The 24,111-nt window shown below is 30.3% G+C and carries 21 protein-coding genes; 20 read left to right on the top strand and 1 reads right to left on the bottom strand.

All coding sequences use genetic code 11. The features are described from left to right. The 20 genes from KLA_RS07705 to KLA_RS07610 all read left to right on the top strand — a co-directional run. Positions 1-835, top strand: an 835-nt coding sequence (locus KLA_RS07705) for a hypothetical protein (RefSeq protein WP_235183524.1), incomplete at its 5' end; no start/stop codon positions are given. 218 nt (positions 836-1,053) lie between these two features. After that, entirely contained in the window at positions 1,054-1,833 is a 780-nt protein-coding gene (locus KLA_RS07700) for a hypothetical protein (protein WP_034644861.1), read from the top strand. 253 nt (positions 1,834-2,086) lie between these two features. Continuing rightward, a complete protein-coding gene (locus KLA_RS07695) occupies positions 2,087-3,013 on the top strand; it encodes a hypothetical protein (protein ID WP_034644859.1) in 927 nt (308 codons plus the stop codon). A 169-nt stretch (positions 3,014-3,182) separates the two neighbouring features. After that, positions 3,183-3,620: a hypothetical protein gene (locus KLA_RS07690; RefSeq protein WP_034644857.1), complete on the top strand. Its 438-nt coding sequence runs from the start codon at positions 3,183-3,185 to the stop codon at positions 3,618-3,620. A gap of 162 nt (positions 3,621-3,782) precedes the next feature. Beyond that, a complete protein-coding gene (locus KLA_RS07685; RefSeq protein ID WP_034644854.1) occupies positions 3,783-4,382 on the top strand; it encodes a YIP1 family protein in 600 nt (199 codons plus the stop codon). A gap of 86 nt (positions 4,383-4,468) precedes the next feature. After that, positions 4,469-5,284 carry a hypothetical protein gene (locus KLA_RS07680; protein WP_034644851.1) on the top strand — a complete coding sequence of 272 codons (816 nt, stop codon included), beginning with the start codon at positions 4,469-4,471 and terminating at the stop codon, positions 5,282-5,284. A gap of 176 nt (positions 5,285-5,460) precedes the next feature. Beyond that, positions 5,461-5,760 (top strand): hypothetical protein, encoded by a 300-nt coding sequence (locus tag KLA_RS18085; RefSeq protein ID WP_161633459.1) that lies wholly within the window; start codon positions 5,461-5,463, stop codon positions 5,758-5,760. Between the two features lie 523 nt (positions 5,761-6,283). Next, positions 6,284-6,820, top strand: a complete 537-nt coding sequence (locus KLA_RS07670; protein ID WP_013621285.1) for a hypothetical protein — start codon at positions 6,284-6,286, stop codon at positions 6,818-6,820. 197 nt (positions 6,821-7,017) lie between these two features. Beyond that, positions 7,018-7,848 carry a DUF5694 domain-containing protein gene (locus KLA_RS07665; protein WP_034644847.1) on the top strand — a complete coding sequence of 277 codons (831 nt, stop codon included), beginning with the start codon at positions 7,018-7,020 and terminating at the stop codon, positions 7,846-7,848. A 233-nt stretch (positions 7,849-8,081) separates the two neighbouring features. Further along, the gene (locus KLA_RS07660) at positions 8,082-8,588 is read left to right on the top strand and encodes a carboxypeptidase regulatory-like domain-containing protein (RefSeq protein ID WP_034644845.1); all 507 of its coding nucleotides are present in this window, start codon (positions 8,082-8,084) and stop codon (positions 8,586-8,588) included. A gap of 455 nt (positions 8,589-9,043) precedes the next feature. Continuing rightward, on the top strand, positions 9,044-10,063 hold the full coding sequence (locus KLA_RS07655) for a hypothetical protein (protein ID WP_034644843.1): 1,020 nt from the start codon (positions 9,044-9,046) through the stop codon (positions 10,061-10,063). A 247-nt stretch (positions 10,064-10,310) separates the two neighbouring features. Next, complete coding sequence (locus tag KLA_RS07650) at positions 10,311-10,703, top strand: hypothetical protein (protein WP_013621281.1); 393 nt, start codon at positions 10,311-10,313, stop codon at positions 10,701-10,703. A gap of 501 nt (positions 10,704-11,204) precedes the next feature. Beyond that, positions 11,205-12,047, top strand: coding sequence for a hypothetical protein (locus tag KLA_RS07640; protein WP_034644841.1), 843 nt, complete (start codon positions 11,205-11,207; stop codon positions 12,045-12,047). Positions 12,048-12,426: 379 nt separating this feature from the next. Further along, entirely contained in the window at positions 12,427-12,603 is a 177-nt protein-coding gene (locus tag KLA_RS18240) for a hypothetical protein (RefSeq protein WP_200868409.1), read from the top strand. Between the two features lie 173 nt (positions 12,604-12,776). Further along, positions 12,777-13,721, top strand: a complete 945-nt coding sequence (locus tag KLA_RS07635; RefSeq protein WP_034644839.1) for an SDR family oxidoreductase — start codon at positions 12,777-12,779, stop codon at positions 13,719-13,721. Between the two features lie 9 nt (positions 13,722-13,730). Further along, positions 13,731-14,642: a helix-turn-helix domain-containing protein gene (locus KLA_RS07630; RefSeq protein WP_034644836.1), complete on the top strand. Its 912-nt coding sequence runs from the start codon at positions 13,731-13,733 to the stop codon at positions 14,640-14,642. Between the two features lie 3 nt (positions 14,643-14,645). Beyond that, positions 14,646-15,149, top strand: a complete 504-nt coding sequence (locus KLA_RS07625) for a hypothetical protein (protein WP_034644834.1) — start codon at positions 14,646-14,648, stop codon at positions 15,147-15,149. 109 nt (positions 15,150-15,258) lie between these two features. Further along, a complete protein-coding gene (locus tag KLA_RS07620) occupies positions 15,259-16,767 on the top strand; it encodes a T9SS type A sorting domain-containing protein (protein ID WP_034644831.1) in 1,509 nt (502 codons plus the stop codon). A gap of 113 nt (positions 16,768-16,880) precedes the next feature. Beyond that, the gene (locus tag KLA_RS07615) at positions 16,881-18,038 is read left to right on the top strand and encodes a hypothetical protein (protein WP_034644828.1); all 1,158 of its coding nucleotides are present in this window, start codon (positions 16,881-16,883) and stop codon (positions 18,036-18,038) included. A 238-nt stretch (positions 18,039-18,276) separates the two neighbouring features. Then, on the top strand, positions 18,277-19,608 hold the full coding sequence (locus KLA_RS07610; RefSeq protein ID WP_161633458.1) for a carboxypeptidase-like regulatory domain-containing protein: 1,332 nt from the start codon (positions 18,277-18,279) through the stop codon (positions 19,606-19,608). A gap of 61 nt (positions 19,609-19,669) precedes the next feature. Here KLA_RS07610 and dnaE read toward each other — a convergent pair whose 3' ends face one another. Continuing rightward, on the bottom strand, positions 19,670-24,109 hold the full coding sequence (dnaE, locus tag KLA_RS07605; RefSeq protein WP_034644823.1) for a DNA polymerase III subunit alpha: 4,440 nt from the start codon (positions 24,107-24,109) through the stop codon (positions 19,670-19,672). Between the last annotated feature and the right edge of the window lie 2 nt (positions 24,110-24,111).

The following is a 24,111-nucleotide window of genomic DNA, read 5'->3' as shown; positions in this document are numbered from 1 at the left end:
ACGTCCGAATCCACTCGGAATTGCTAACGTCTGTGCTAAACCGAAAAACATTAACTTTAATACCGTAACTTCGGTTATACCTACCGTTGTGCGTCATTTAAAACAAACTATGAACATAGAATTATATCCAGAATTTGATAAAGTTTTTACAGACAAAATTTTAGAGGGAATATTTTACCCTTTGTGTAGTTTAACTCTTAAAGAATATCCGAATAAAGTATTCCATTTTATATCTTCTAATGGAATGTGGATGGACGAAAATCATAAAACTGAAAGTAACTCGTCTGACTATACGCTGTTTGAATTTCAAGAGAATAAATACAAATTCAATGGAGATATTAGACTTTATAAAGGTTATGAACAAGCAAAAAACATATTAGACAAGCTACAAAAGGACTTTGACAAAAATGGAAGAGTGTATTTGGACACAAAAACTCAAACAGATGACTACATTAGAAATCAAAAACAAAATTTTAACATAGAATCTAATGATGATTTTGATATAGATTATTATTTGCAAACATTTTATGAATTCTCGATTAACAAACTAAATTTTAAATTGAATAAAAGGTTTGGGGAATTTCGACATATAATAGATGGGTGGGGAAAATCAGATAAAAGTTCTATTATCTATGAAATCAAGAACGATAATTCTACAGGGTTTACCGATATTGAAGTAAATAAAGAATATATATTTCCAAAGACAATTGAAATTGAAGAATACGCAAAAATCGGATTTATAATTGGATATGAATTCTTTACTGACGGAAACGATACTTATTTAGCATTTGATGAAGATAAAGAACGAGTAATTTGTATAAACCATTATTCATAGAAAACGAACGCACAACACGGTGTATAAAACATAGCTAATGAGTGCTTAACCGAAAGGTTTATGTTTATTTGCAAAGACCGCCAAATTTTTAGATTTGACTTTTAAAAAGAAAAAATTAAAACAAAATATAAAAATTCGGCTCTGTGTTAATTCGAGATGTTAGTGTCTTTTTGCACGCTACGTTTCATACACAAGTCCGTTGGCAATAATTTAAAAATATGACGATAGAACAATTTTACTTCGATATACCAATTTATACAAAGGTCCAAATTACTGATGAAAATCACGATACTTTTATTGCGATAACTGATTCTTCAAAAGAAATTGTGTTTGATGGTTACAATCCTTGGAGAAAAATTGATTCTACTTTTTATGTAATGAATGACATCCAAGGAAGTAGTTATCATTATTCAAAATACGGTGGTTATGGAACGATGAAAGTAAAATGCAAGCGCTCTGATGATGTATTTATGTTCTTTATTCATTACGACGCACATACGAAAACATTAATTAAAATCGGACAACATCCAACTGTTGCTGATTTTCACATAAGCGAAATTAAGCAATACAAAAAACTGCTAACGACAGAAAAACTTAATGAATTTACTAGAGCAATAGGACTTGCGGCAAATGGTGTCGGAATTGGTTCATTTGTTTATTTGCGAAGGATTTTTGAATTTTTAATTTTCGAAGCATATAAAAAAGCAAAGTCAGAAGGAAAAATAAATGAAGGAGATTTTCAAAAAGGAAGAATGGATGACCGAATTGCTCTTTTGGCAGGCTACCTACCTACTTTTTTAGTAGAAAACAGAAGTATCTATTCTGTTTTAAGTAAAGGTATTCATAGTTTAGACGAACAAACTTGTTTAGAACATTTCGATACATTGAGAGTTGGAATTGAAATAATTCTTGACGAAAAACTGGAGGAACAAAAAAAAGTAGAAAAAATGGAATTAGCCAAAAAGAAAATTGTTGCCTTGAAAGGAAAATTAAAATAAAAACTATTGCCAACAAAGTACTGTGGTAAAAAACAAGTAAAAACTCATTAATTTTTAACTAAAATACTTTTATAAGAATCATCATATATTAGTCCTGATTTTGCGATAGCAAAGGCTTAGTCCTCTACAATTTACAAATCCCGAATCGTTGGGACTCGCGGATTTTCTATTCGGTTTTTATTTGCTAAATTAGGTGCTTAAATATGTAACAAACCATATACAAATACGTTGCCAGTAATTAAACAAGACATCTATGAAAAGAGAAATAGTTACTTACATCTTAATGTCAATTGTTTTATGCTGTTCTTGCGCTGAGGAAACAAAAAAAACTGAAATAATTACAGAAAAAACTCCTTTAGCCAACCTTTTACCATATGAAAGTGATATTGTCTACAAAGGAAATATTGTATTTTCAACACAAGAACAAATTGATGATTTTGAAAGAGGTGGTTATACCTTTATTGATGGAAATATCACTATTTCATCTCAAGATTATAAGGATAATTATGATATTGAAAACGTAAATTCATTTAATAAATTAATATCTATAAATGGTGACTTAAATATTGTACACTTAAAAAATTTAAAATCCTTACAAGGATTTGACAACCTCGAAGTTGTTAATGGTGATTTTTCCTTCTCAAGCAATTATAATGAAAAGGAAAAATCATTTAAGAAATTAGAGAAAATAAACGGAGACATTTATTTTGGAACTAATGAAAAAAAATTTGAAGGGCTGAATTCAATAAAAACAGCAAAAAATATTTATCTCGTTGGAATGGACTCTGAAAAAAGTGAAATTTTTCATAACTTAAGAACAGCAAAGGAAATTTATATTGACCACGCATCTGTTGATTCTATCAATTTCTTTCCGAACTTACAAAAAGTTGAAACAAATATGACTTTTGAATATTCACCTAACCTAACATATATTAACCTCCCAAAATTAGAAGAGGTTGGTGGTTATTTTGGACTCACTAATGTACCAAATTTTGAAAAATTTAATATTCCTAACATAAAAAGAATAAATAATCTTATTATTTTTTTAGACGATGATAATTGGAAACGATATTGCTTTATATCTAAATACATAAAGGATAACAAAATAGATACTGTAGATATTAGAGGAACATTATTGAATATTAGTAAAAAAGATTTCATATTGGAATGTGAAAAATAACTACTGGAAAAAACGTCTAATAACATAGGCAAAATAGTGCGAAATTCAAGACTTGTGGCTCGCATTAAACTTTGAGCTTAACCAAAAGTTTAGTGCTTCGAAATCGCCTACTTTTCATATACTAGACCGTTGGCGGTAATTAGACGCACTAAAATAGAATATCAAAAATTTGGATATAAAAAAGCTCAAAATAAAAGCAAATAATGGAATTGATGAATTTAAGCTTGATATCTTAAAGTCATTGAATTTATTTGATAGTAAAAAAAATTGTTTACTTGATTTTGATAATAGGATTAGTAATTATTTCAACAGACACAAAAATTTGATTATCAAAATAGTGATTGAAAAAAAAGAACTTTCTGACACTTTGTTTGAGAAGAAGTTTTATAACCTGGAAAGGTATAAGCGAGAAATTCCAAAAGGATATCCATTTGGAGCCTCAAATATGGAAACTCAAGCTTATTATGACCCAATTATATGTGACGAACAATATTATCAAGACAAAAAAAGGATTGAAAATAAAACTATATTAGAGTTAAATGACCTAATGTTAAATTTCGAGGAATTGAATTCCAAATATAATTTTGAAATTGAAATGAAAGAATAACTACCGCCAACACGGTGTATAAAACATAGCTATTATAGGATTTCCGAGAGGTTCGGGTATATTTATGAAGTTGCCAAATTTTTAAATCTGGCTTGTGCTAAATCCGAAAATAATCGCTAATTTACACGCTACGATCCATATACAAATACGTTAGCTTTAATTTTGAATCATCTAAAAACAATCTGGCGAAACCCTGACAAAACTTTTGAATCTGTTCTCAACGGAGAAAACGATTTAAAATGGACAATAGGTTTCTTCGTAATAAATGGAATAGTTCCCTGCGCACTTATCTTAAGGAGTTTTGATTTATTCAAACTTGAAAACAACACGGAATTTTACCAAACATTAGGTCTAGTCTTTGTGGTCGGTTCTATTTTGGGAATTGGAATTGGATTAATACTAGCTGCCATCTTAAAGGTAGCAGACAGTGAAAGCGAATGGACCGAAATCTTCAAAGTTCTGACTTGGGCTTCAGCCCCTCTTCTTATAGCCGGAATTTTTATGACAATCACGATGGGACTTGGTAGGCTAGCGTTTCACTTAGGTGACTTATCTGCTCCGAGTATTTTGTTCCAATTAATTACTGGAATTTTATTATTCGGAATATTTCCTCTTTATATCTGGAATACAATACTGATAAACAAGGGACTTAAAAAAATAGGAAATCAGAACAGGAGTTGGACAGTAGCATCCTTATTGACTTCAATGATTCCCTTATTGTTAATTTCATATTTGCTAATCAGTATTTTATTAAAAAACTAAAGCTAACAATGCCCATACGCAATACCCTTTGGGATAATGCGCATAGCCAAACCGTTGTGAGTCATTATGAAAAAATTGAGAATTAAATGAAAATTGAGAAATATAATCAAAGACTATTAGCAGTTTTAGGAACAGTTGGAGTGATTTTTTTAATAGTTGCTTTGATAGCATTTATATCAATAACGATAATGGAACACAGGAGGTTTGATGATGATGTAGAAACTGGAATTTTATCGGATGAAAAAATTGAGGAACTACAAAAAGAAAATAAACGAGAGCAAGTAATCTCATATGAAAATCCTAGATTAATTGATACTCTCAATTCTATTTATATTATTCCTGTTTCTCATAAAACCTTAAACGAACAAGAAGAAATTGGGAAAACACTAAATGCGTTTTCATCATCTGACAGTTACGAACCAAGAGACACTAGATACTCTAATCAATATTATGGGGCTTTTAATAATTTGATTGTGTACAATCCAAAAGATGGCACGAATAAAAAACTCTTTGACAAACGAGTGAATTTTAGCCTCATCAAAGCGGAATATTTTGAAGATGATATTTTAATCTTAATGAATGTATCAGAAAAAGATACTTACAAAGATGGCGTAATTAACCTCTTGGATTTTAAATCACTTTACATTTATTCTTTAAGAAAAAAAGAATTAAAAAAAGTAGGAATTGAAGGAATGGATGTTTTCAATTTTAAGTTCCTTAATAATGAAAAGAACTTGACAATTCAATTTGGAGTGGATAAAAATAATGATGGTCAATTCGAGGAATATAATGAACCGACATTAATTAAAAGATATGATTTTTATAATGGAAAATTGACAGACATTATAGATGAAAAAATTAACTCGGACTTACAGAAAACACTAGAAGGAACTAAAAAATAACGAACGCACAACAACGCATAAAATTCATTGCTAGTTCTAGCCTACTTCTGAATCCCGAAGCGTATGTACTCGCGGATTTTATTTGTCAGTAATTATTTACTAAATTAGATGCTTAAACCACGCAACAAATCATATACAACCCGTTGTGGTTAATGCTGAAAATTACTTGTAAAAAAATGACCAAAAAGCGAATTGATACAAATCTACATTATATTCAATACGTAGGTGGGCGAATTGGATTAGTAGTTGTTATCGGATTTCTAATTTACAGTATCTGGATTCAAAGGACTTCCGCAATTATCTTTTGCTCTTTATTCCTTTTATATACTCTTTTTCTTTTAAAAAAGGTTTTTGACAAACCGATGAAAATTGAATTTGACGAAAATTATATTTATCTCGAAAATGGAAATAAAATGATTGAATTAAATAAAAACTGGATTGAATTAAAAAAATTGATATGTAGTAAAAAAATGTAATGCGAACTCTAGGACAAAACCGAAAAGTCTGTGCATATTGTCAAAGTCTACTAAATATAAAATTTGGCATTTATAGTAGAAAAATAAAAACAGAACATAAAATTAATCACATCTTTTTATATAGTATGCCTACTAGAATTTACAGAAGGATAGTTAATGTAACTAAATATTTAACTATGTAATAAAACATATCTATGAGCACTAAAAAACTTATTTCTTTAAACAAAAACTATTACAGTACCTTAGTGATGATATCAAATTATCTAAATAAATACTTTAACCTTAATATTGGTACATTTTTTGATGTATTAAAACGGGATGATAAAACTAGTTTTTAGTGAATTTCTATCACTTTTAAGAATCTTTTATACGTATAAGATAATTGAAGAGTCTGATTTATATTATGATCAGTTTAAACTAGCTAAAACCTTAAATATTTTTATTAAATCCTTTAATCTTGAGTTAATGAAACTGAAGAATTTAAAATTTTAAACTCATTACAATTAATTTAAATTTTAACATTATGAAAACACAAATTGCTTTATTTTCACTTATCCTTCTTTCTCTTGGTGGTTCAGAGTATACAAATAATTATAATTTGCAAACTCCCATTGCTAACCAAGCAAATTATAAACCAAGCAAAACTAATGTGTTACCCAACAATGACAAAACAAATTCAATAGTAAAAAGTCAAAATCTCTGGAAAAATATTAAAGCAAAAGATACTGTAAAAGAAAAAGAAAACTACAAAATTCTAAAAAGTAATCCAGCTTTAAAATACTCTATTCGAAAAATAGGCCAAGGGAATAGAGTTATCTTTTCGGTAAATAACGGCTTAAGAAAATTGCCAGACCTAATCTACAATCAATCTAGTGGCATTTACACTGAAACAAATCGTAACAAACAAGGGTTTGATAATGTAATATTTCCATTTAAATGCTCATTATCTACCTCTGTGAATTTTAATGAAAATCCATTTAATAATATTGGCGAATTACTTAATGATTTTGAAATTGAAATTAATGAGCCCGGACTTTGGGAAGTATCATTTAGAAACTAATTTTTTAAGAATTTTATTCAAGGTGAAACATTGAATATTAACAAATGTGTAAATAACTTACAAATCCATTGCTAGTTCTAGCCTACTCACAAGTCCCGAAGCGTCGGGACTTGTGGATTTTATATCTCTGATTTATTTGCTAAATTAGTTTGTTAATCACGTAACTATTCTGATACATAAAAAACTAGATTAAATTAATGAATAAACTACTAATTGGATTAGCAGCTATAATCTTATTTGGTTGCAATGCCGAAATCAAAAAAGAGAAAGAAAACAGTAAGAACGAACAAAACCCTAAAACAGAATTAAACGGAAAAATTAGGGTTTTAAATTTTGGAACTGCTCATTTAAGCCAAACATCAGATGCAAATTCTTCTCAAATAAATTTAAATGACCCAAATGAAAAAGCTGACTTAAAAAAACTCGTTGAAAAAATTGTTGAATTTAAGCCCACTATTATTTGCCTTGAGTTAGAACCCAAAAATAATAGCTATATAGCTTCTACATATTCAGAATATCTAAAAGACCAAACTAATAGATTAAATTACTCGGACGAGTTAAATTCAATAGGACTTGAAGTGGCACGATTGAGTGGTACAAATAGGATTTATGGTATAGACAGCCAAACAGGTTTTGATTACCCAAGTTTAGTAGAGATTGCCAATAAAAAAGTCGCTGATAGTCTTTATATTTCACAAGTTATGAATAACTATAAAAGGGTAAATGCTTTAAAATTTAAAGAACAATTTAAAGAGATTAACACAAGAAATTATAAAATGGAAACATTTAACTTATATAATTTTTTGGCGACACAACATACCAAAGGAAACCAAGAAGGAGTTAATGAAATTACTAAATTCTACCAACGGAATCTAAAAATGTATAGTAATTTTAATGATATAGAAATGACCAAAAACGACAGGGTCTTTATCCTTTTAGGTGCTACACACACTGCCTATTTTGACATTTTTCTTGAAAATAACCCAAAAATTCAATTAGAAAATCCGAATAAATATACTGATTACTAAAAAATACTAAGCAAAATAAAATATGATAGTAAAAATTAAGTGAAAACCCATTAATTTTTATTTAAAAGATTTCCTGTAGGCATTGTTAAATATTAACCCAGGTTTTTACAATGGCATTGCTTAGTACTTGGTTGTTTACCTAAACCAAAACCTTCATATTTTATATGATTTTTATTTGCTAAATTAGTTTCTTAATCACGTAACTAACAATATACAAACACTTTGCGCGTATTATGAAGAAATATATTCAAAACAAAAAGATTTTACTTATAACTTATAGTTTGGTCTTATTTAGTTTTTATTCTTGCATAACAGGAAAAACGTATTCAGCTAAAATAGCTAAATTTCAACCAAGTTTTTGGGGAGAAATTAAAGAGAATATTGTAAAAGAAGTTACAGATACTACGGTAGTGTTTATTAATGGAAAAGTAACTGATTATAATAGGCCTGCAGGAGAAGGTGTTGAACTAATTTTTACTAAAAAAGAAAATAACAAGAAATTTAAAACTGTAACCGATTCTATTGGTAATTTTGAAATAGAAGTAGTAAAAGGATCATACGAATTACAGCTAATACCATACATATACGGCAGAACTCCAACCTTAACCTTTGAAAATTTAAATTTTAAATCTGGAGAAAAACGTGAATTGATAATTTATACTGAATCAAATTATGAGACTATAGCAAAAGACACCATTTTTGAGAATAAAAAAGCCTATAAAAAATATACTGAAAGGTAACCATAAATACTACTGGCAACAACACCTATAAGCATTACGGATTTTAGTCCTTACTACAAAAGTTTAGTGAATATTTATTAAGTCTACCAAATAATTTTGAATTGGCTTTATTTAGCAATACTAAAATGCTCAAACTAAGTACTTAATAGTAAATTAATTGCTTATTTACTCCTGCACTAACCATATCCAAAACCGTTTTTAAAATATAAATAGTAGATTACTGCTTTTTAATGTACTTTAAAGTTTAAAAACATTTATTTCTTCTCTAAATTTTGGATTTTATAACAACGGATAATCTCAAAATTAAACGCTTTTAAATAAATAGTAGAACACAAAAAAATGAACAAACATTCAACAGTTTTTTTCACTGAAATCAGTGAGAAATAATGATTGAAGAATATATATTTTTGTGAATGAGACAGTTCACTATGTATCCTTACCAATAATTAAATTTAATGAAAACTAAAATTACGCTTCTATTACTATTAATAACTACAATAGCTGTTGCACAAGAATATAACTCTTTTATGCTAGAACAAATTGAATCTCATGAAAAATTTTCTTACGAAGGTGTTTTTGAACTATTTAATGCACAAAAAGTTGATGCCGAAATAGATCAAAATTACAAATTACCGTGGAACTCTACATTATATACAGAGGCAGACTGTAAAGCAATTCTAGATACATTGGCAAAAAACGGAGCAATAAATATTAAAGATGGTAGCTTTTCTAATCACGTTTTAGAATTAAATTCACATTTTCCGGAGTTTGCTAAAAATAATTTAATGGATAATTTTAAATTATCTATTAAGGAAAGTAATATTACCAATGAAGATCTAAATTTAAAAATACAAAATAGTGGAACTATTTTCTATGGCTCCAATAGTTCTTCTGTATATAAAAACGGTAGCACAAAATTACACCGTTGGCGCACACTTAATGCTACTTTTAATATTAATACAAACATAAATACAGAAATATACAAGGGCTCAGTAATATTTGAAAGCGGATTTGTTTATGGATATGATTACGTAAAAATTAAAAAATCTGATATTGGAACAAAAATGAAAATTGGCAATTACAAGTTTAAAGTTATTGATGTTATGAATAATACTGTCATATTAGATTTTAAAAACAACATTAACCTTTTAGATTTTGATTTGATTAATTTAAATGAAAATGAGGAACGACTCATTGCAACAAATGGTATGTCATCTGGTGCCAAAACACTTTATAAAGATATATATCAAAAGTTTAAAGAAAACCCAAGCCTATCATTTGACGAATACAAAAAGACATTTCATTCTAAATTTTTAGACCTAATTAAAAGTACTGACTTAAGTAAAGAAGCTAAAGAAAAGTACTTAGGTAAAGAGTATGTTGCTTTTTCGTCATCCACTAAATTAGAAAACGCCTATTTATACCTTCCCAAATATTATTCAAAAACCTTTAAAATTAATTTACCTGACAATTAAAAAGAGATAAGTATTGGCAAATGGCATCAATTATAATTGCCTATTTACATAAAGCTTAATTATTATTTTAAACACATAAACTTAACACCACTCCAAAGCAACATTTATGCATATTATAATTAATAACGCACAATTTAATAAAGAAGATTTAGTTAAATTAATAAATGAAAGTAAATAAAAAGCAATTACACATATAACATCAAAAACCAATATTAGCTTAAAAGACGCCCATAATATAGTTGAAAATTTGAATGATAATCCTAACTACTATGATAATCAGGTATTAGATATTGCAGAAAAAGATTTTTCTACAGAAGAAACCATCACTATTAACGAAGAACCAACGTTCATTATAAATAAAAATTCAACTACCAATAAAGATGCCTTCACATTTACATCTAATAATAAATTAGACCAGATAAAACAAATTAAGGAAAGTTTAAATGTAGATTTAAAAACGGCACAGAAAATTGTAGAGGAGTTACATGAGAAAATGGGTGGTGGAATTGTAAAATATGTAGAAAGCCGTATGGTCAAGGAAAATGGTGAGTATACTACCATTAAAAACGAATTTTTATTGAACGAAATAATCTCTGAAAAGGAGTTTAACACCCTTGTTAAAAATGCCAAAAAACAGTAACATTTTAAAATAAAGTTAGTAAGATATTTATGATGTTGAGTTAAACCATAACATAAAACAACGCATTAAACATAGCTAACACACACTACACATTATTAAAATATGAATATAAACAAACTTTTAATAACCTCTTTACTATTAACTTTTACTGCAGGCTTAATGGTATTTATAAAACTAAGCTATTATTTTTGGAGCACACAATTTGATGCCTTAATTTATTTAGCTATAATTTTGGTTTTAATCGCTGTACTATCAGCTTTAACAGCCTTTGTACAATCATCAATACAATTTTACACGACTCAAAAATTTGAATGGAATTGGTTATTTAGTTTTATACTAGTATGTCTATATGCTATTGGGTTTACATACTATTTAATATTTAGCTAATCTTAGAACAACCATTAATTCTAAAATAAAAAAATATCTACATCTATTTTTATGAAAACACTATTTACTTGTCTATTTCTATTAACAACCATTTGCAACGCCCAAAATAGTACAATGAAAAAAACCAACATAACCGATTTAGAAAAATTGAACCTAAAAGGAAACGTAAAGAGTGTAAACGAATTTTCGCAAGTATTACACGTAGATGATGCACCATCTATTGAAAATGTTAAAACGTTTAATACAAACGGATTTTTAACAAATGAAACCATCTATTATCGGGGGAAAGCAAGAAGTACTGAAGAATGTACATATTTAGACGGAAAATTAAAAACCAAAGTTGAAACACTATTAACATCCAGTGGCTACACAACTACATACAGATATGACTACAAAGAAAATGAAATTGTAGTAAAAGTTTTTGAAGATGATGAATTAGCAGAGTCGTCGATTAAAAAAATGGATAAAAACAATAACGTTATATACACTAAAGACAGTAACCTATTGTTTAATACCTACTGTGAAAAAACATACAAATACGACAAAAACGACAACCTACTGCTAGTAACCGAAGACTGCTACAATGAAGATGGTAAAAACTACAGCAACACTATAAAATATGAATATAAAGATGCATTACTTGTAAAAATGCAACACTCAAATACAATTACTAATGACAATGTAGGCTTTACAGAGCAATATTATTACAACAACTTAAATGAGTGTACAGAAATAAAAGTTTTTATAGATAACAAATTAGATAGCAAGCAAACCAAAGTATACGATAATGGTCTATTAACAGAACATCATTTTTATGAAAATGATGATGAAATAAAATTTATAAAATACGAGTACGACCAAAAAGAGAATATCACAAAAAAAACTGTTAATGAAGTATCCTCTAATGGAACTGTAACAACTATTTTTACTTTTAAAATTAGCTATTACAACAATTAACTACTGTAAATCAATTTATTGAGAATATAAAAATTGCTAATTATCAATGAAAGATTGTTAAAGCTAAAACAAAGATTCAAACTAAAAACAATTATAAAATTAAGGTGTTATTACTTTTTTTCGTAACCGTTCAATCCATAAATGCTCAAAATTATATAGATTTTTATGAGAACGGGAAAAATTAGAAAATAGCCTATGGCCATAAACAAACACGCTAACCTCAATTGTCCTAAATAAATACGTATAAGCAATATACTAAAGATTCTAAATAATATTTGTAACGTTTACTACCACAAGAGTACAAATAATATAGATGTGTGTTCCAATAATATATCTTGAACAGAATAGACATCAAAAAAAATAAATAAATAAAATCTTTATGAAAAAAAATAAAAAACTACCCATTGGAATTGCTATTGGAATAGGAATAGGAACCGCTATTGGTGTTGCTACAAATAATTTAGCATTATGGATTGGTGTTGGAATTGCCGTTGGGGTTGCTATAGGAACCACACTTGATAAAAAAAATAAATCGGAAGAAAGCAATAGACCTTAAAAACAAGTTTAGCTAATGAAAGAAATTTTAATTTGCTAAACTAGGTGCTTAACTATCTAAATAACCTAACACAACCAAAAAGTATACAACATCCGAAAATTTGTATAAGCGTTTAAGCTTATTACTACCTCATCTTTGCAATGTTATTTTAATCTATAAAAAAACAGACAGCAATGAAAGCAAATAAATTTGGCAAAAATGGTTGGACACCAGAAAGAATTGATGATTTAAGCGGTAAAACATTTGTTATAACAGGCACTACAAGCGGAACCGGGTTTGAAGCAGCTAAAATATTGCTGTCTAAAAATGCTAAAGTGGTAATGCTTAACAGAAACCCTAAAAAGGCTGATGATACTATACAAACTTTAAAGCAAGAAGTTGGTAACCATAGCAATGTTATAAATATTACTTTAGACCTATCAATACAAGCCTCTGTAAAAAAAGCTGCCCATGAGGTGCTTAACACCGTTACTAAAATTGATGCGTTAATTTGTAATGCTGCAATTGCACAAGTACCAAAACATACACTAACAATAGATGGTTGGGAAAGTCAAATGGGCACCAATTACTATGGAAATTGGACATTACAAGCTTTGTTGTTTCCGCTTATAGAAAAATCTAACGGGCGCATTGTAACTGTTGGTAGTATGGGGTATAATATGGGTATTAAAACCATAAAATTTAATGATTTAAATTGGGATAAAGATTATACACCTAACAATGCATACAGCCAAAGTAAATTAGCACAAATAATGTCAATTTACGAACTACAAGATAGGTTAAAAGAAGCTGGCAAAACTAACGTTAAGGCCTATGCTTGCCACCCAGGAGCATCAAGAACAAACTTAATTAACACAAGCGGAAGCTTACTTATGCGCTTTATGTTTTTTCTAATGAAACCATTTACACAATCTGCAGAAAAAGGTGCTTACCCGCAATTAATGTGTGCTACAGAAGAAAATTTAGACCAAACTGGTTTTTACGGCCCTACTGGAAGAAGCAATTGGGTTGGCCCTGTTGGCGCACATAAGTTAGAACCACACGCTAAAGACAAAGCGGTTTCTAAAAAATTATGGGAGCTTTCTGAGAAAGAGACAGGTGTAAAATGGAATATTTAAATTTGTAGTATGCAACATTTTAAAACATTATCTGCTTATTTAGATTATTTAGAGCTACCAAGTCCAGAGCATCCAATGCTTAGTGTTTTTAACTCTAAAGGAAATGGTAATTTAACGTGCCCTAAAGAGAGCTCGCCGCCAATTACAAACGATTGTTATTCTATTAGCTTTAAAAAGTTTGTAAAAGGAAAATTAAATTATGGGCGTACAAAGTATGATTTTACTAATGGTGCTTTATTTTTTATTGCTCCAAGGCAAGTTTTACAATGGGATAGTAGCGTGGTTTTTGAGCAAAAAGGTTTTTCTATAAATTTTCATGAAGATTTTATTAAAGGTACAGAGTTAGCGCAGCAAATAAAAAACTATGGTTTCTTTTCTTACTCTGTTAATGAGGCATTGCATCTTTCTCCTAAAGAAGAAAAACAAATGGAATTAATAGCTTCCGCCATAGAAATTGAATACCAAAACAACCAAGATGCGTTTAGTAAAGACATTATTATTTCTCAACTAAGCACGCTTTTAAAGTATGCTAACAGGTTTTATGAAAGACAGTTTTTAAACAGAAAAGAGTTCTCTACCTCTTTATTAGAACAATTTAACAGGCAAATATCTACCTATTTAGAAACTGGTCTACTGCAAGAGAAAGGAATACCCAGCATAGAACAAATAGCAAGTAAAATGTTAGTGTCTCAACGTTATTTAAGTGACACTCTAAAAAAAGAAACTGGCAAAACTACTACAGAACATTTACACCTGCATTTAATAGATGAGGCAAAAAATATACTATTACAACCAAATAAAAGTATTTCTGAGGTTGCTTATGAGTTAGGGTTTGAATATCCGCCTTACTTTTCTAGGTTATTTAAAAAGAAAGAAGGTATAAGTCCAACACAATACAGAGAAAAATATAAACTTAATTAAAGTATGGAACTATTAAAATTAGCAACAGAATGGGCAAAAGCAGAAGTGTTCTCTACACGTTTTTTTATTTTATTTGCCTTCTTATTTTTAATTGCAAGTATTGGTTTTTGGCAATTAGGAAAAACCGATTTAGCAAAGGCATACATTATTCCTACTTTGGTAGCCGGTGTATTGCTTATGACTATAGGACTTGGTTTATTTTTCACCAACAAATCTAGAATAACACAATTTAAAAAAGCATTTACTACAAATGCAGCTGCTTTTTATGAGTCTGAAATTGAACGTACAGAAAGCACGTTAAAAGAATATACCGTTGTATTTAAAGTTATCCCTATTTTAATAGTTGTTGCCGCATTGGTAATGTTATTTATTACAACACCTATTTGGCGTGCCATTAGCATTACTACTGTTGCTATGCTTATTGTAATTTTATTGGTAGATGGCACAGCTTATGCAAGAATTGAAACTTACCACAAACAGCTAAAACTACTGAATAATAACAGTTAAAAAACGAAAAATAAATTATTAATTTTCTAATAACTATTAATTAATCTGCCTATCATTTTTGCCAACTAACTTTGGTTTTTGTTCGTATTAACTTAAACCAAATTTTAAAATGAAAAACCTACTTACACTAAAAACAATAACTTTAATTATTGTTTTAGGCAACCTGCAATTTGTTTTAGCACAAGATGCTAACCATATGAATAAGCAAAGAAGATATGATGAAGTCTCTTGGCTTATTACCCACAATGCTAATAATAATGATACTGATGCTCCACAAGGCTTTTTTGGCTGCTTAGGAGGAAGAAACCAAAGTAAAGGTATAAAGGCTCAATTACAAAGTGGCGTTAGAAGCTTTATGGTAGACATACACAGGGTAAACGGAGAATTAAGACTAAAACATGGGTCTCCTAATATGTGTATGATGGATGCTAAGGATTTTAATAATATAATGGAAGAATGGTTAAGAAATCATCCATTGGATATAATAACACTTCACATACAAACAGGAGCTAATTTAGGAATAAGTGGTTTAGATGATATTTTTTACGGCAGAAGAACGGGTTACAAAAACATATCTAACTACATATACAACCACAGTACTTTTGTTAGCGCTAGCAGACCTGCAAATTCTGGCTCAGATACCTACCCTACAATTCAAGAAATGATTACTAAAAACAAAAGGTTAGTTATTTTTACAGAAACAAACTACAATAGTAATCTTTATAGATATGAGTTTTCACACACAGTACAAAACCCTTATAGAGCAAGTCAGGTGTCACAATTATGGGATACAAATAAATTTATAGCAGACAGAGGCGTAGACCACAAAACCATACTAACCGTAAACCATTTTGCAGGAGACGCACCAACATACAACGCAGACAAAAATAAATCTAGAGATGCCAATAAAGACGTGAGTAAAAAAGCGGTAACTGCTTGGTTTCAATTTGGTCATAGGCCTTCTATAGCCGTAGATTATTATAGTTTATCTAATGGTAACGGAACCATACCACAAATTAATGAGGTAAACACTTTTAATGAGGTAAGAGGTAAATTTACAGATCCCAGTAACACATCAAAACACATAAGAGATGTAAATGTGTACCTAGCTGAACTTGTAAACGGCCAATGGAAAAAAGTAAAAAATGTAGCATATAATGGAGTAAGAGCTAAATGGCATTTATTTTATTCTTTTCCTGCAAGACCAAATGACAATAGAGCGCTGTTTTTTGAACATCCTAACTATAATTTTTCACCAAGATTTATTAAAATTGGAGATTATGATGGTGCACAAAGCAAAACATTTACTATAAACATAACTGCCAATCAAAAAAGCGCCTCAAGATCTTTTGTACAAACTACCACATTAGATCCACTGGCAGTATACCCAAATCCGTCAACAAATGGGACTCTAACATTTAAATACAATACAGAAAAGCCTAAAACTCTTATACTAGATTTGTATGATTTAAACGGACAACATATTAAAAACGTAACTCATAAAACAGTTACAGGAGAAAATGAATTGCAATGGAATTCTAATGGTTTAAAAGGAATTTTTATTCTTAAAGGAAAATTAGGAAAAGAAACTATTAGTAAAAAAATACTATTTAAATAGTTAAATAAAAGCAAGTATACAGTTAAGTATAAATATTAAAATTTATGCTTAACCGTATACTTTATAATACAATCAAAAATTTATACAAACTAACACGCAACCAACTATTAAAAATGATAAAAAAAAGCATAACAACCATTTTAATTTTCACTGCATTTATAACAACTTTTTTAGGCTGTAATGAGAGTGACGATAACAATACTGAACCCAATGAAAATATAATTAAGATTGAAGATGCTAAATTATTTGATTTTCCATTATTTGGTATTACACCAATTTCTATAGAAATAATACAACCTACCATTATAGATAATAAGGAAACAGTATATGGTGAAATTAATATTGTAGTGCCAAACTCCGTTTCTTTAAGTAAAATTGCTGCTACCTTTACGTCAAATGAATTGAACTTGAGTAAATTTAATGTTTTACCTGGCAACACCTCCTCACTAAATTACGAAACACAAAATCACATATACACTGTAGTAAATGTGTTAGATGAATCAGAAGAACTCTTACATTACACTGTAAATATTAAAAAAGAAGTAATACAAACACCACCTACACTTACAGTAACAGATTTTAAGTTTGAAGCAAGTAAAAATTCGCAATTAACTAACGATGTTACCATTGAAAAACGAGTAGATGATGTAAACAGTCAAACAATTTATTTATTTGTTCCTACTGGCACAGATTTTTCTAATTTAACACCAACGGCAACATTTGATGCCGAAGATGTTTTTTACACACAAGACTCCTCTATTTCAATAACAGATGTAAATACAGCATACCCTACTACAGAAACTAGTTTTGATTTTGCTTACCCAAAAAGATTTATTATTGTATTGAGAGATGATGCAAATAATACTATAAAATGGGTAAATGTATTTGTTGATGTAAAAAACCCTGTGGCAATAGAGAATACAGATATTACTACGCCAGATATAACAACAACAGCAAGTTCAACTTCTTTTAGAGGTATTACTACATGGAAAAATGTTGGGAATCATATCTTAGAATTTAATATGGCAACTACCTATGAAAATAAAATACCTACTTCTGATATAGACTTTATTACAGCAAGAAGAAATTTTACTTCAATTGGCCTTGCTCCTAAAGAAAGTGCTGACATAAACGTGTTAGTGATAAAAGATTTACCAGTAGGTGAATACAAATCTACAGCTGTGTTCCATTCAAAATTTGTTAATCATGAAGCAACAGCAGATTTAATACAGCCAGTTAAACTTAATATTACTACAAATGTTACAAATTAAATTTTTAAAACAAACCAGTAGTAAAAATACCATTTAAATAGTTAAACAAAATTAATATAACCAAAACTGCGTGCGTAGATTCTTATAAATTGCTATATTGGAATTTTACTATAAACATTTACGCAAATGAAAAAACTAAACATATTAAATACTTTATTTTTAGTAGTGATAAGAAGAAACTAAAATGTCTATAAAAAACACACAAATTTCAAGAGTCAAAATAAGCAACAATATGATTTTGGCTCTACTTATTTTTTTTACAACCTTAGCGAGTACTGCACAAACTATTAAAGGAACTGTTTTAAATAAAGAAACCAACAAACCGGTTGATAACGCAAGTATATCTGTCGTTAACACCAGTAATGGAACATTTACCAACGCAAGAGGTGTTTTTAAATTAAAAAATACTTCTGGTTTATCGCCATTAACAAAAATAAAGTTTTCTAGTCTTGGATATAAAACCTTAGTTACTACAGTGCAATCTATAAAAGATGCAAATTATATTGTTTACTTAGAGTCTAATGCAGAAAAATTAAAGGAGGTTGTTGTTTCATCTAACAAAAAATTAAAAAAAAATATTAGTTTTCAAATATTGGCAGAAATGCCATTTGGTGTATCAAACTTCGGATCTACAATTATTAACAATAAACTATATGTTACCGCAGGGGATTTATCTTTTATTGAAGAAAATGAAAAAAGAGCTATAGACAACTCTGAAACAATGGGAGAGCTAATTAACAATTTACGAATTAACGGCTCTTGGGTAAGTTACAGTAATAAAATACAGGTTTATAATTTTGAAAACAACTCTTGGGAAGTTTCAAAACAAAACCTGAATAAAAAAGCTTACCACAAAACAGTTGCTGTAAATGAAAGTTTATATGTTTTTGGAGGAAAAACAATATCTCCAAACAAAAAAAGAGAGTATTTAAATAATAAAATTGAAGTTTTTAATACAACTACCAATGATATTGGTATTGATGATGCATACCCACACCAAGCAGTTAATTTTACAGCTGTAACCTATAAAAATAACATAATTATTATGGGGGGTTCTACCAAGGTATTAGAGAACGGAAAAAAATTGTATCGTAACAATTCTTACTTATTTAATACCAGTACTGGTCACTGGTATCAATTAACAAAAATGCTAAAGGACAAAGAGGCCAATGGCGTATTAGCAAACAATAAAGTTTTTTTAGTTGGTGGTTTTCATAACGGACCATTAAAAGATATTGAAGCTTACGATTTAGAAACCGCAGAGTGGGAAGCACAGGGAAACTTATTTGATGGAATTGAAAGACCTGCTCTAGCATCTAACAATAATATCATATATATTTTTGATTCAAAAAAAATACTTACTTACAATACCAAAACAAAACTTTTAAAAGAATACAAAATAGACATCCCTTTAAAATATGCTAATATGCATTATTTAAATGGCAAGCTATACATACTTGGTGGCTCTAACTACTTTAATTACAAATCCAAAGCATCAAAAAACCTGTATACTATTAAATTGTCAGAATTTAAAAATACTAAGCCTCGTAAGGAAAAGTATCTAGACTAAAATTAAAAACAAGCTGTTTAAAGCTTGTTTTTAATTTTAATTACTACAAGGAATACTACTTCTAATTCAACTTAAAAATAATATCTTGTTCTTCTAATTCTGCTAATAATTGTGTGGTAATATTTATCTTTTGTTTACGACTAGACAAGTCTACCTTTATTTGCTCTTCCATTTCATAAACCTCAAATTTTAAGGGATGCTTCCCTTCTTGCTCATCAGAATTTAGAGTCTTTTTTAAATTAAAAACATCTTCTTCCTTAAGCGTATCTATATTTAGTTTTATGGTAAGCTTTTTAGCGTATTGCTCCATAACATCTTGCAATAGCATAAAGCTATTAAATTGCAATCTAGGATCTCCTTTTTTCCCGGTATCCTTGTTGGTCCAACCTTCTCTAATAAACAGTTTTACGTACACAAAAGAGCTAATCATTAAAAAGTGACGAAACTTTAAGTACTCTTCTCCAAATATTCTAAAGTCGTATGAGTCTGTATAATCTTCCATAGAAAACATTGCCCAACCCTTTCCGTTTTTAGAAACTCTATGTTGCACATCTGTAATTACACCTGCAATAGAAAGCTCTTTATTTACATATTGCTCCATATTATGTACAGCAGCAATACCAGAATTACAAAACGATTTTATTTCTGATTTAAAATCATCTAGCGGATGACCAGAAATATAAATACCTACAACCTCCTTTTCTTTTCGTAGTTTTTCCATAGTCCCCCACTCTTCACAAGGTGGTACTACAGGTTCTGGAATTTGTACATCACTAGCTTCACCAAACAGACTTACTTGAGACGAGTTTTGGCTTTCTTGAAACTTAGAGCCATATTTCATTACTTTTTCTAAAAACGTAATTCCATCTCCTTCATCATGCAAATATTGTGCTCTATGGGTATCTCCAAAAGAGTCAAAACCTCCTGCTAGAGTTAAGTTTTCAAAAGCTCTTTTATTTGCAGCACGTAAATCTATACGTTTTGCCAAATCAAAAACAGATTTATACGGGCCGTCCTTTTTTCTGTTTTCTACAATAGTTTCTACAGCACCACGACCAACACCTTTAACAGCTCCCATACCAAAACGAACTGCGCCAGCGTCGTTTACAGCAAATTTATAGTAAGATTCGTTTACATCTGGCCCCAAAACCTCTAAGCCCATACGTTTACACTCTTCCATAAAAAAGGTAACTGTTTTAATATCATTCATATTATTAGACAGTACCGCAGCCATATATTCTGCTGGGTAGTGTGCCTTACAATATGCAGTTTGGTAAGCAATCCATGCGTAACAGGTAGAGTGAGATTTATTAAATGCATATGCCGCAAAAGCTTCCCAATCTTTCCAAATTTTTTCTAATTTATCTACTGCATGTCCTTTTGCAGAAGCCTGTTCTATAAATTTAGGCTTCATTTTATCTAGAACATGCTTTTGCTTTTTACCCATTGCCTTACGCAAGACATCGGCTTCACCCTTGGTAAAATCTGCCAATTTTTGAGACAAAAGCATTACTTGCTCTTGGTAAACCGTAATACCATAGGTTTCTGCTAAATACTCTTCACAGGCATCTAAATCATAAATAATTTCTTCGGTACCGTGCTTACGAGCAATAAAGCTTGGTATGTATTCCATTGGCCCTGGACGGTACAATGCATTCATGGCAATTAAATCTGCAAACACTGTAGGTTTTAATGATCGCATGTGTTTTTGCATTCCAGGAGATTCATATTGGAAAACCCCTACTGTTTCTCCTCTCTGGAAAAGCTCATATGTTTTTTGATCATCTAACGGAAAATTCTCTGGATCTAGCTCAACACCATGTTTTGCTTTTACAATTTTTACGGTGTCTTTAATTAGGGTTAGAGTTTTTAATCCTAAAAAGTCCATTTTTAACAATCCAGCACTTTCCACAACAGAGTTATCAAACTGCGTACAATACATGTCTGAGTCCTTTGCTAATGCAACAGGTACAAACTTTGTAATATCGTCTGGAGTAATAATAACTCCACAGGCGTGTATACCTGTGTTACGTACAGAACCTTCTAAAACATAAGCTTGGTTTAGTGTTTCTGACTCTAAATCATCTCCTTCAGAAATTTCTAAAAGCTCATTAATTTTGGCTAGTTCCTCACTATTAAACTTACTTTTTAACGTTTTTTCATCTACACCAATAATTTTTTTAAGCTTAGACATGTTAGGAATAAGCTTTGCCATACGGTCTGCATCACCCAACGGCAAATCTAACGCGCGGGCAGTATCTCTAATTGAAGATTTGGCTGCCATTGTACCATAGGTAATAATTTGCGCCACTTGGTTAGAGCCATATTTATCTATTACGTAATCCATTACACGGCCACGCCCTTCATCATCAAAATCTATATCAATATCTGGCATAGACACACGATCTGGATTTAGGAAACGCTCAAAAAGTAAATCGTACTTAATAGGATCTAAATTGGTAATCCATAAACAATAGGCAACAGCAGAACCTGCTGCAGAACCACGACCAGGACCAACAGACACGTCCATTTTACGAGCCGCTCTAATAAAATCTTCTACAATTAAGAAGTATCCAGGATATCCTGTTTTTTCAATTACCTTAAGCTCAAAATCTAAACGCTCATCAATCTCTGGTGTAATTTCACCATATCGTATTTTTGCGCCTTCGTATGTTAAATGCCTTAAAAACTTATTTTCTCCACGCTTACCACCATCAATTTTATCTTCCTCAAAAACAAACTCTTCAGGAATATCAAAAGCAGGTAACAGTACATCTCTAGCAAGTGTAAACGTTTCTATTTTATCTACAACCTCTTGTATATTGGTTATTGCCTCTGGTATATCTTTAAAAAGCTCCTTCATTTCATCAGAAGATTTAAAATAATACTCCTGATTAGGCAAACCGTAGCGGTAACCACGACCACGGCCTATTGGTGTGCTTTGTTTTTCTCCATCTTTTACACACAATAAAATATCATGTGCATAGGCATTTTCTTTTTCTACATAATATGTATTATTGGTTGCTACCAATTTTACGTTATGTTTTTTTGCAAACTTTATTAAAACTTGGTTTACACGGTCTTCATCTTCTTGGCCATGGCGCATAATTTCCATGTACAAGTCGTCTCCAAACTGCTCTTTCCACCAAAGTAACGCATCCTCTGCTTGATTTTCACCCACATTTAAGACCAAACTTGGCACCTCTCCGTATAAATTACCTGTAAGTACAATTAAATCTTCTTTGTACTGTTCTATAATTTTTTTATCAATCCTAGGCACATAATATTTACCATCTACAAAGGCAATAGAAGACATTTTAGCCAGGTTATGATACCCATTTTTATTTTTAGCTAAAAATACTATTTGGTACCCATTGTCTTTTTGAGACTTGTTGGTATGATCCTCACACACCTGAAACTCGCATCCTATTATTGGTGTAATTTCTTTTTCTGGAATAAATTCATGCAAAGGCTCTTCGCCTTCTTCCAATCTATTTTCCTGCGTAGCTTCATACCGTATTTCATTAGCATCATTTCTAGATTTTACACCTTTGTTGTGGTTAAGAACACCATTTACAAAGTGAAAAGCTCCCATCATATTAGCATGATCTGTCATTGCAACAGCAGGCATATTGTTTTTAGCTGTTGCTTTTATTAAATCTGGGACACTAATGGTAGATTGTAATATAGAAAACTGTGTATGGTTGTGTAGGTGAGAAAACTCGGCCGACTCTAAAGTTGCTAAATTTTCTTTAATTTCTTCTTTACTAACACCACCAGTATCTTTAGCCCAAAGTGCATCTGCTATTTTTTTTGATGCCTTTTTTAGGTTAATGTGTTTTAACCCTATAAGTTCTATTGGCTTAGGATTAGCTTCTGAAAAGTTTTTAAAATAATCTGGCTGAACATCTAACTGTTCTGCGGTATATTGTTGCTTACGTATAAGCTCTAAAAAACAACGTGTAGTTGCCTCAACATCTGCTGTTGCGTTGTGCGCTTCTCCAAAAGGTTCACCAAATAAAAATTGATGCAATTCTGTTAGTGTTGGCAATTTAAATTTACCTCCACGACCACCGGGAATTTGGCACAAGCTAGCTGTATGCTCTGTACACGTATCTAACACTGGCAGCTCTTGCAACTGGTTTTCTACCTGAAGACGATGAAACTCTGCTCCCATAATGTTAAGGTCAAACCCAACATTTTGCCCAACTACAAATTTTGTTTTTTCTAATGCAGCATTAAATTTCTCTAAAACCTCTGCCAAAGGCACACCATCTTGTTCTGCTAAAGCAGTAGAAATGCCGTGTATTTTTTCGGCATCATACGGAATATTAAATCCGTCTGGCTTCACCAAGTAATCTTGATGCTCAATAACATTACCCATATCATCATGCAATTGCCATGCAATTTGAATACACCTTGGCCAGTTGTCTGTATCTGTATAAGGAGCATCCCAGCGCTTAGGTAATCCGGTAGTTTCGGTATCAAAAATTAAGTACATAG

Origin of the sequence: Cellulophaga geojensis KL-A, from assembly GCF_000568425.1 — a bacterium.
In the GTDB taxonomy this organism is placed as follows: Bacteria; Bacteroidota; Bacteroidia; order Flavobacteriales; family Flavobacteriaceae; genus Cellulophaga; species Cellulophaga lytica.
The sequence above is the reverse complement of the archived record's forward strand: the minus strand, read 5'-3'. Positions and strand labels throughout refer to the sequence as shown.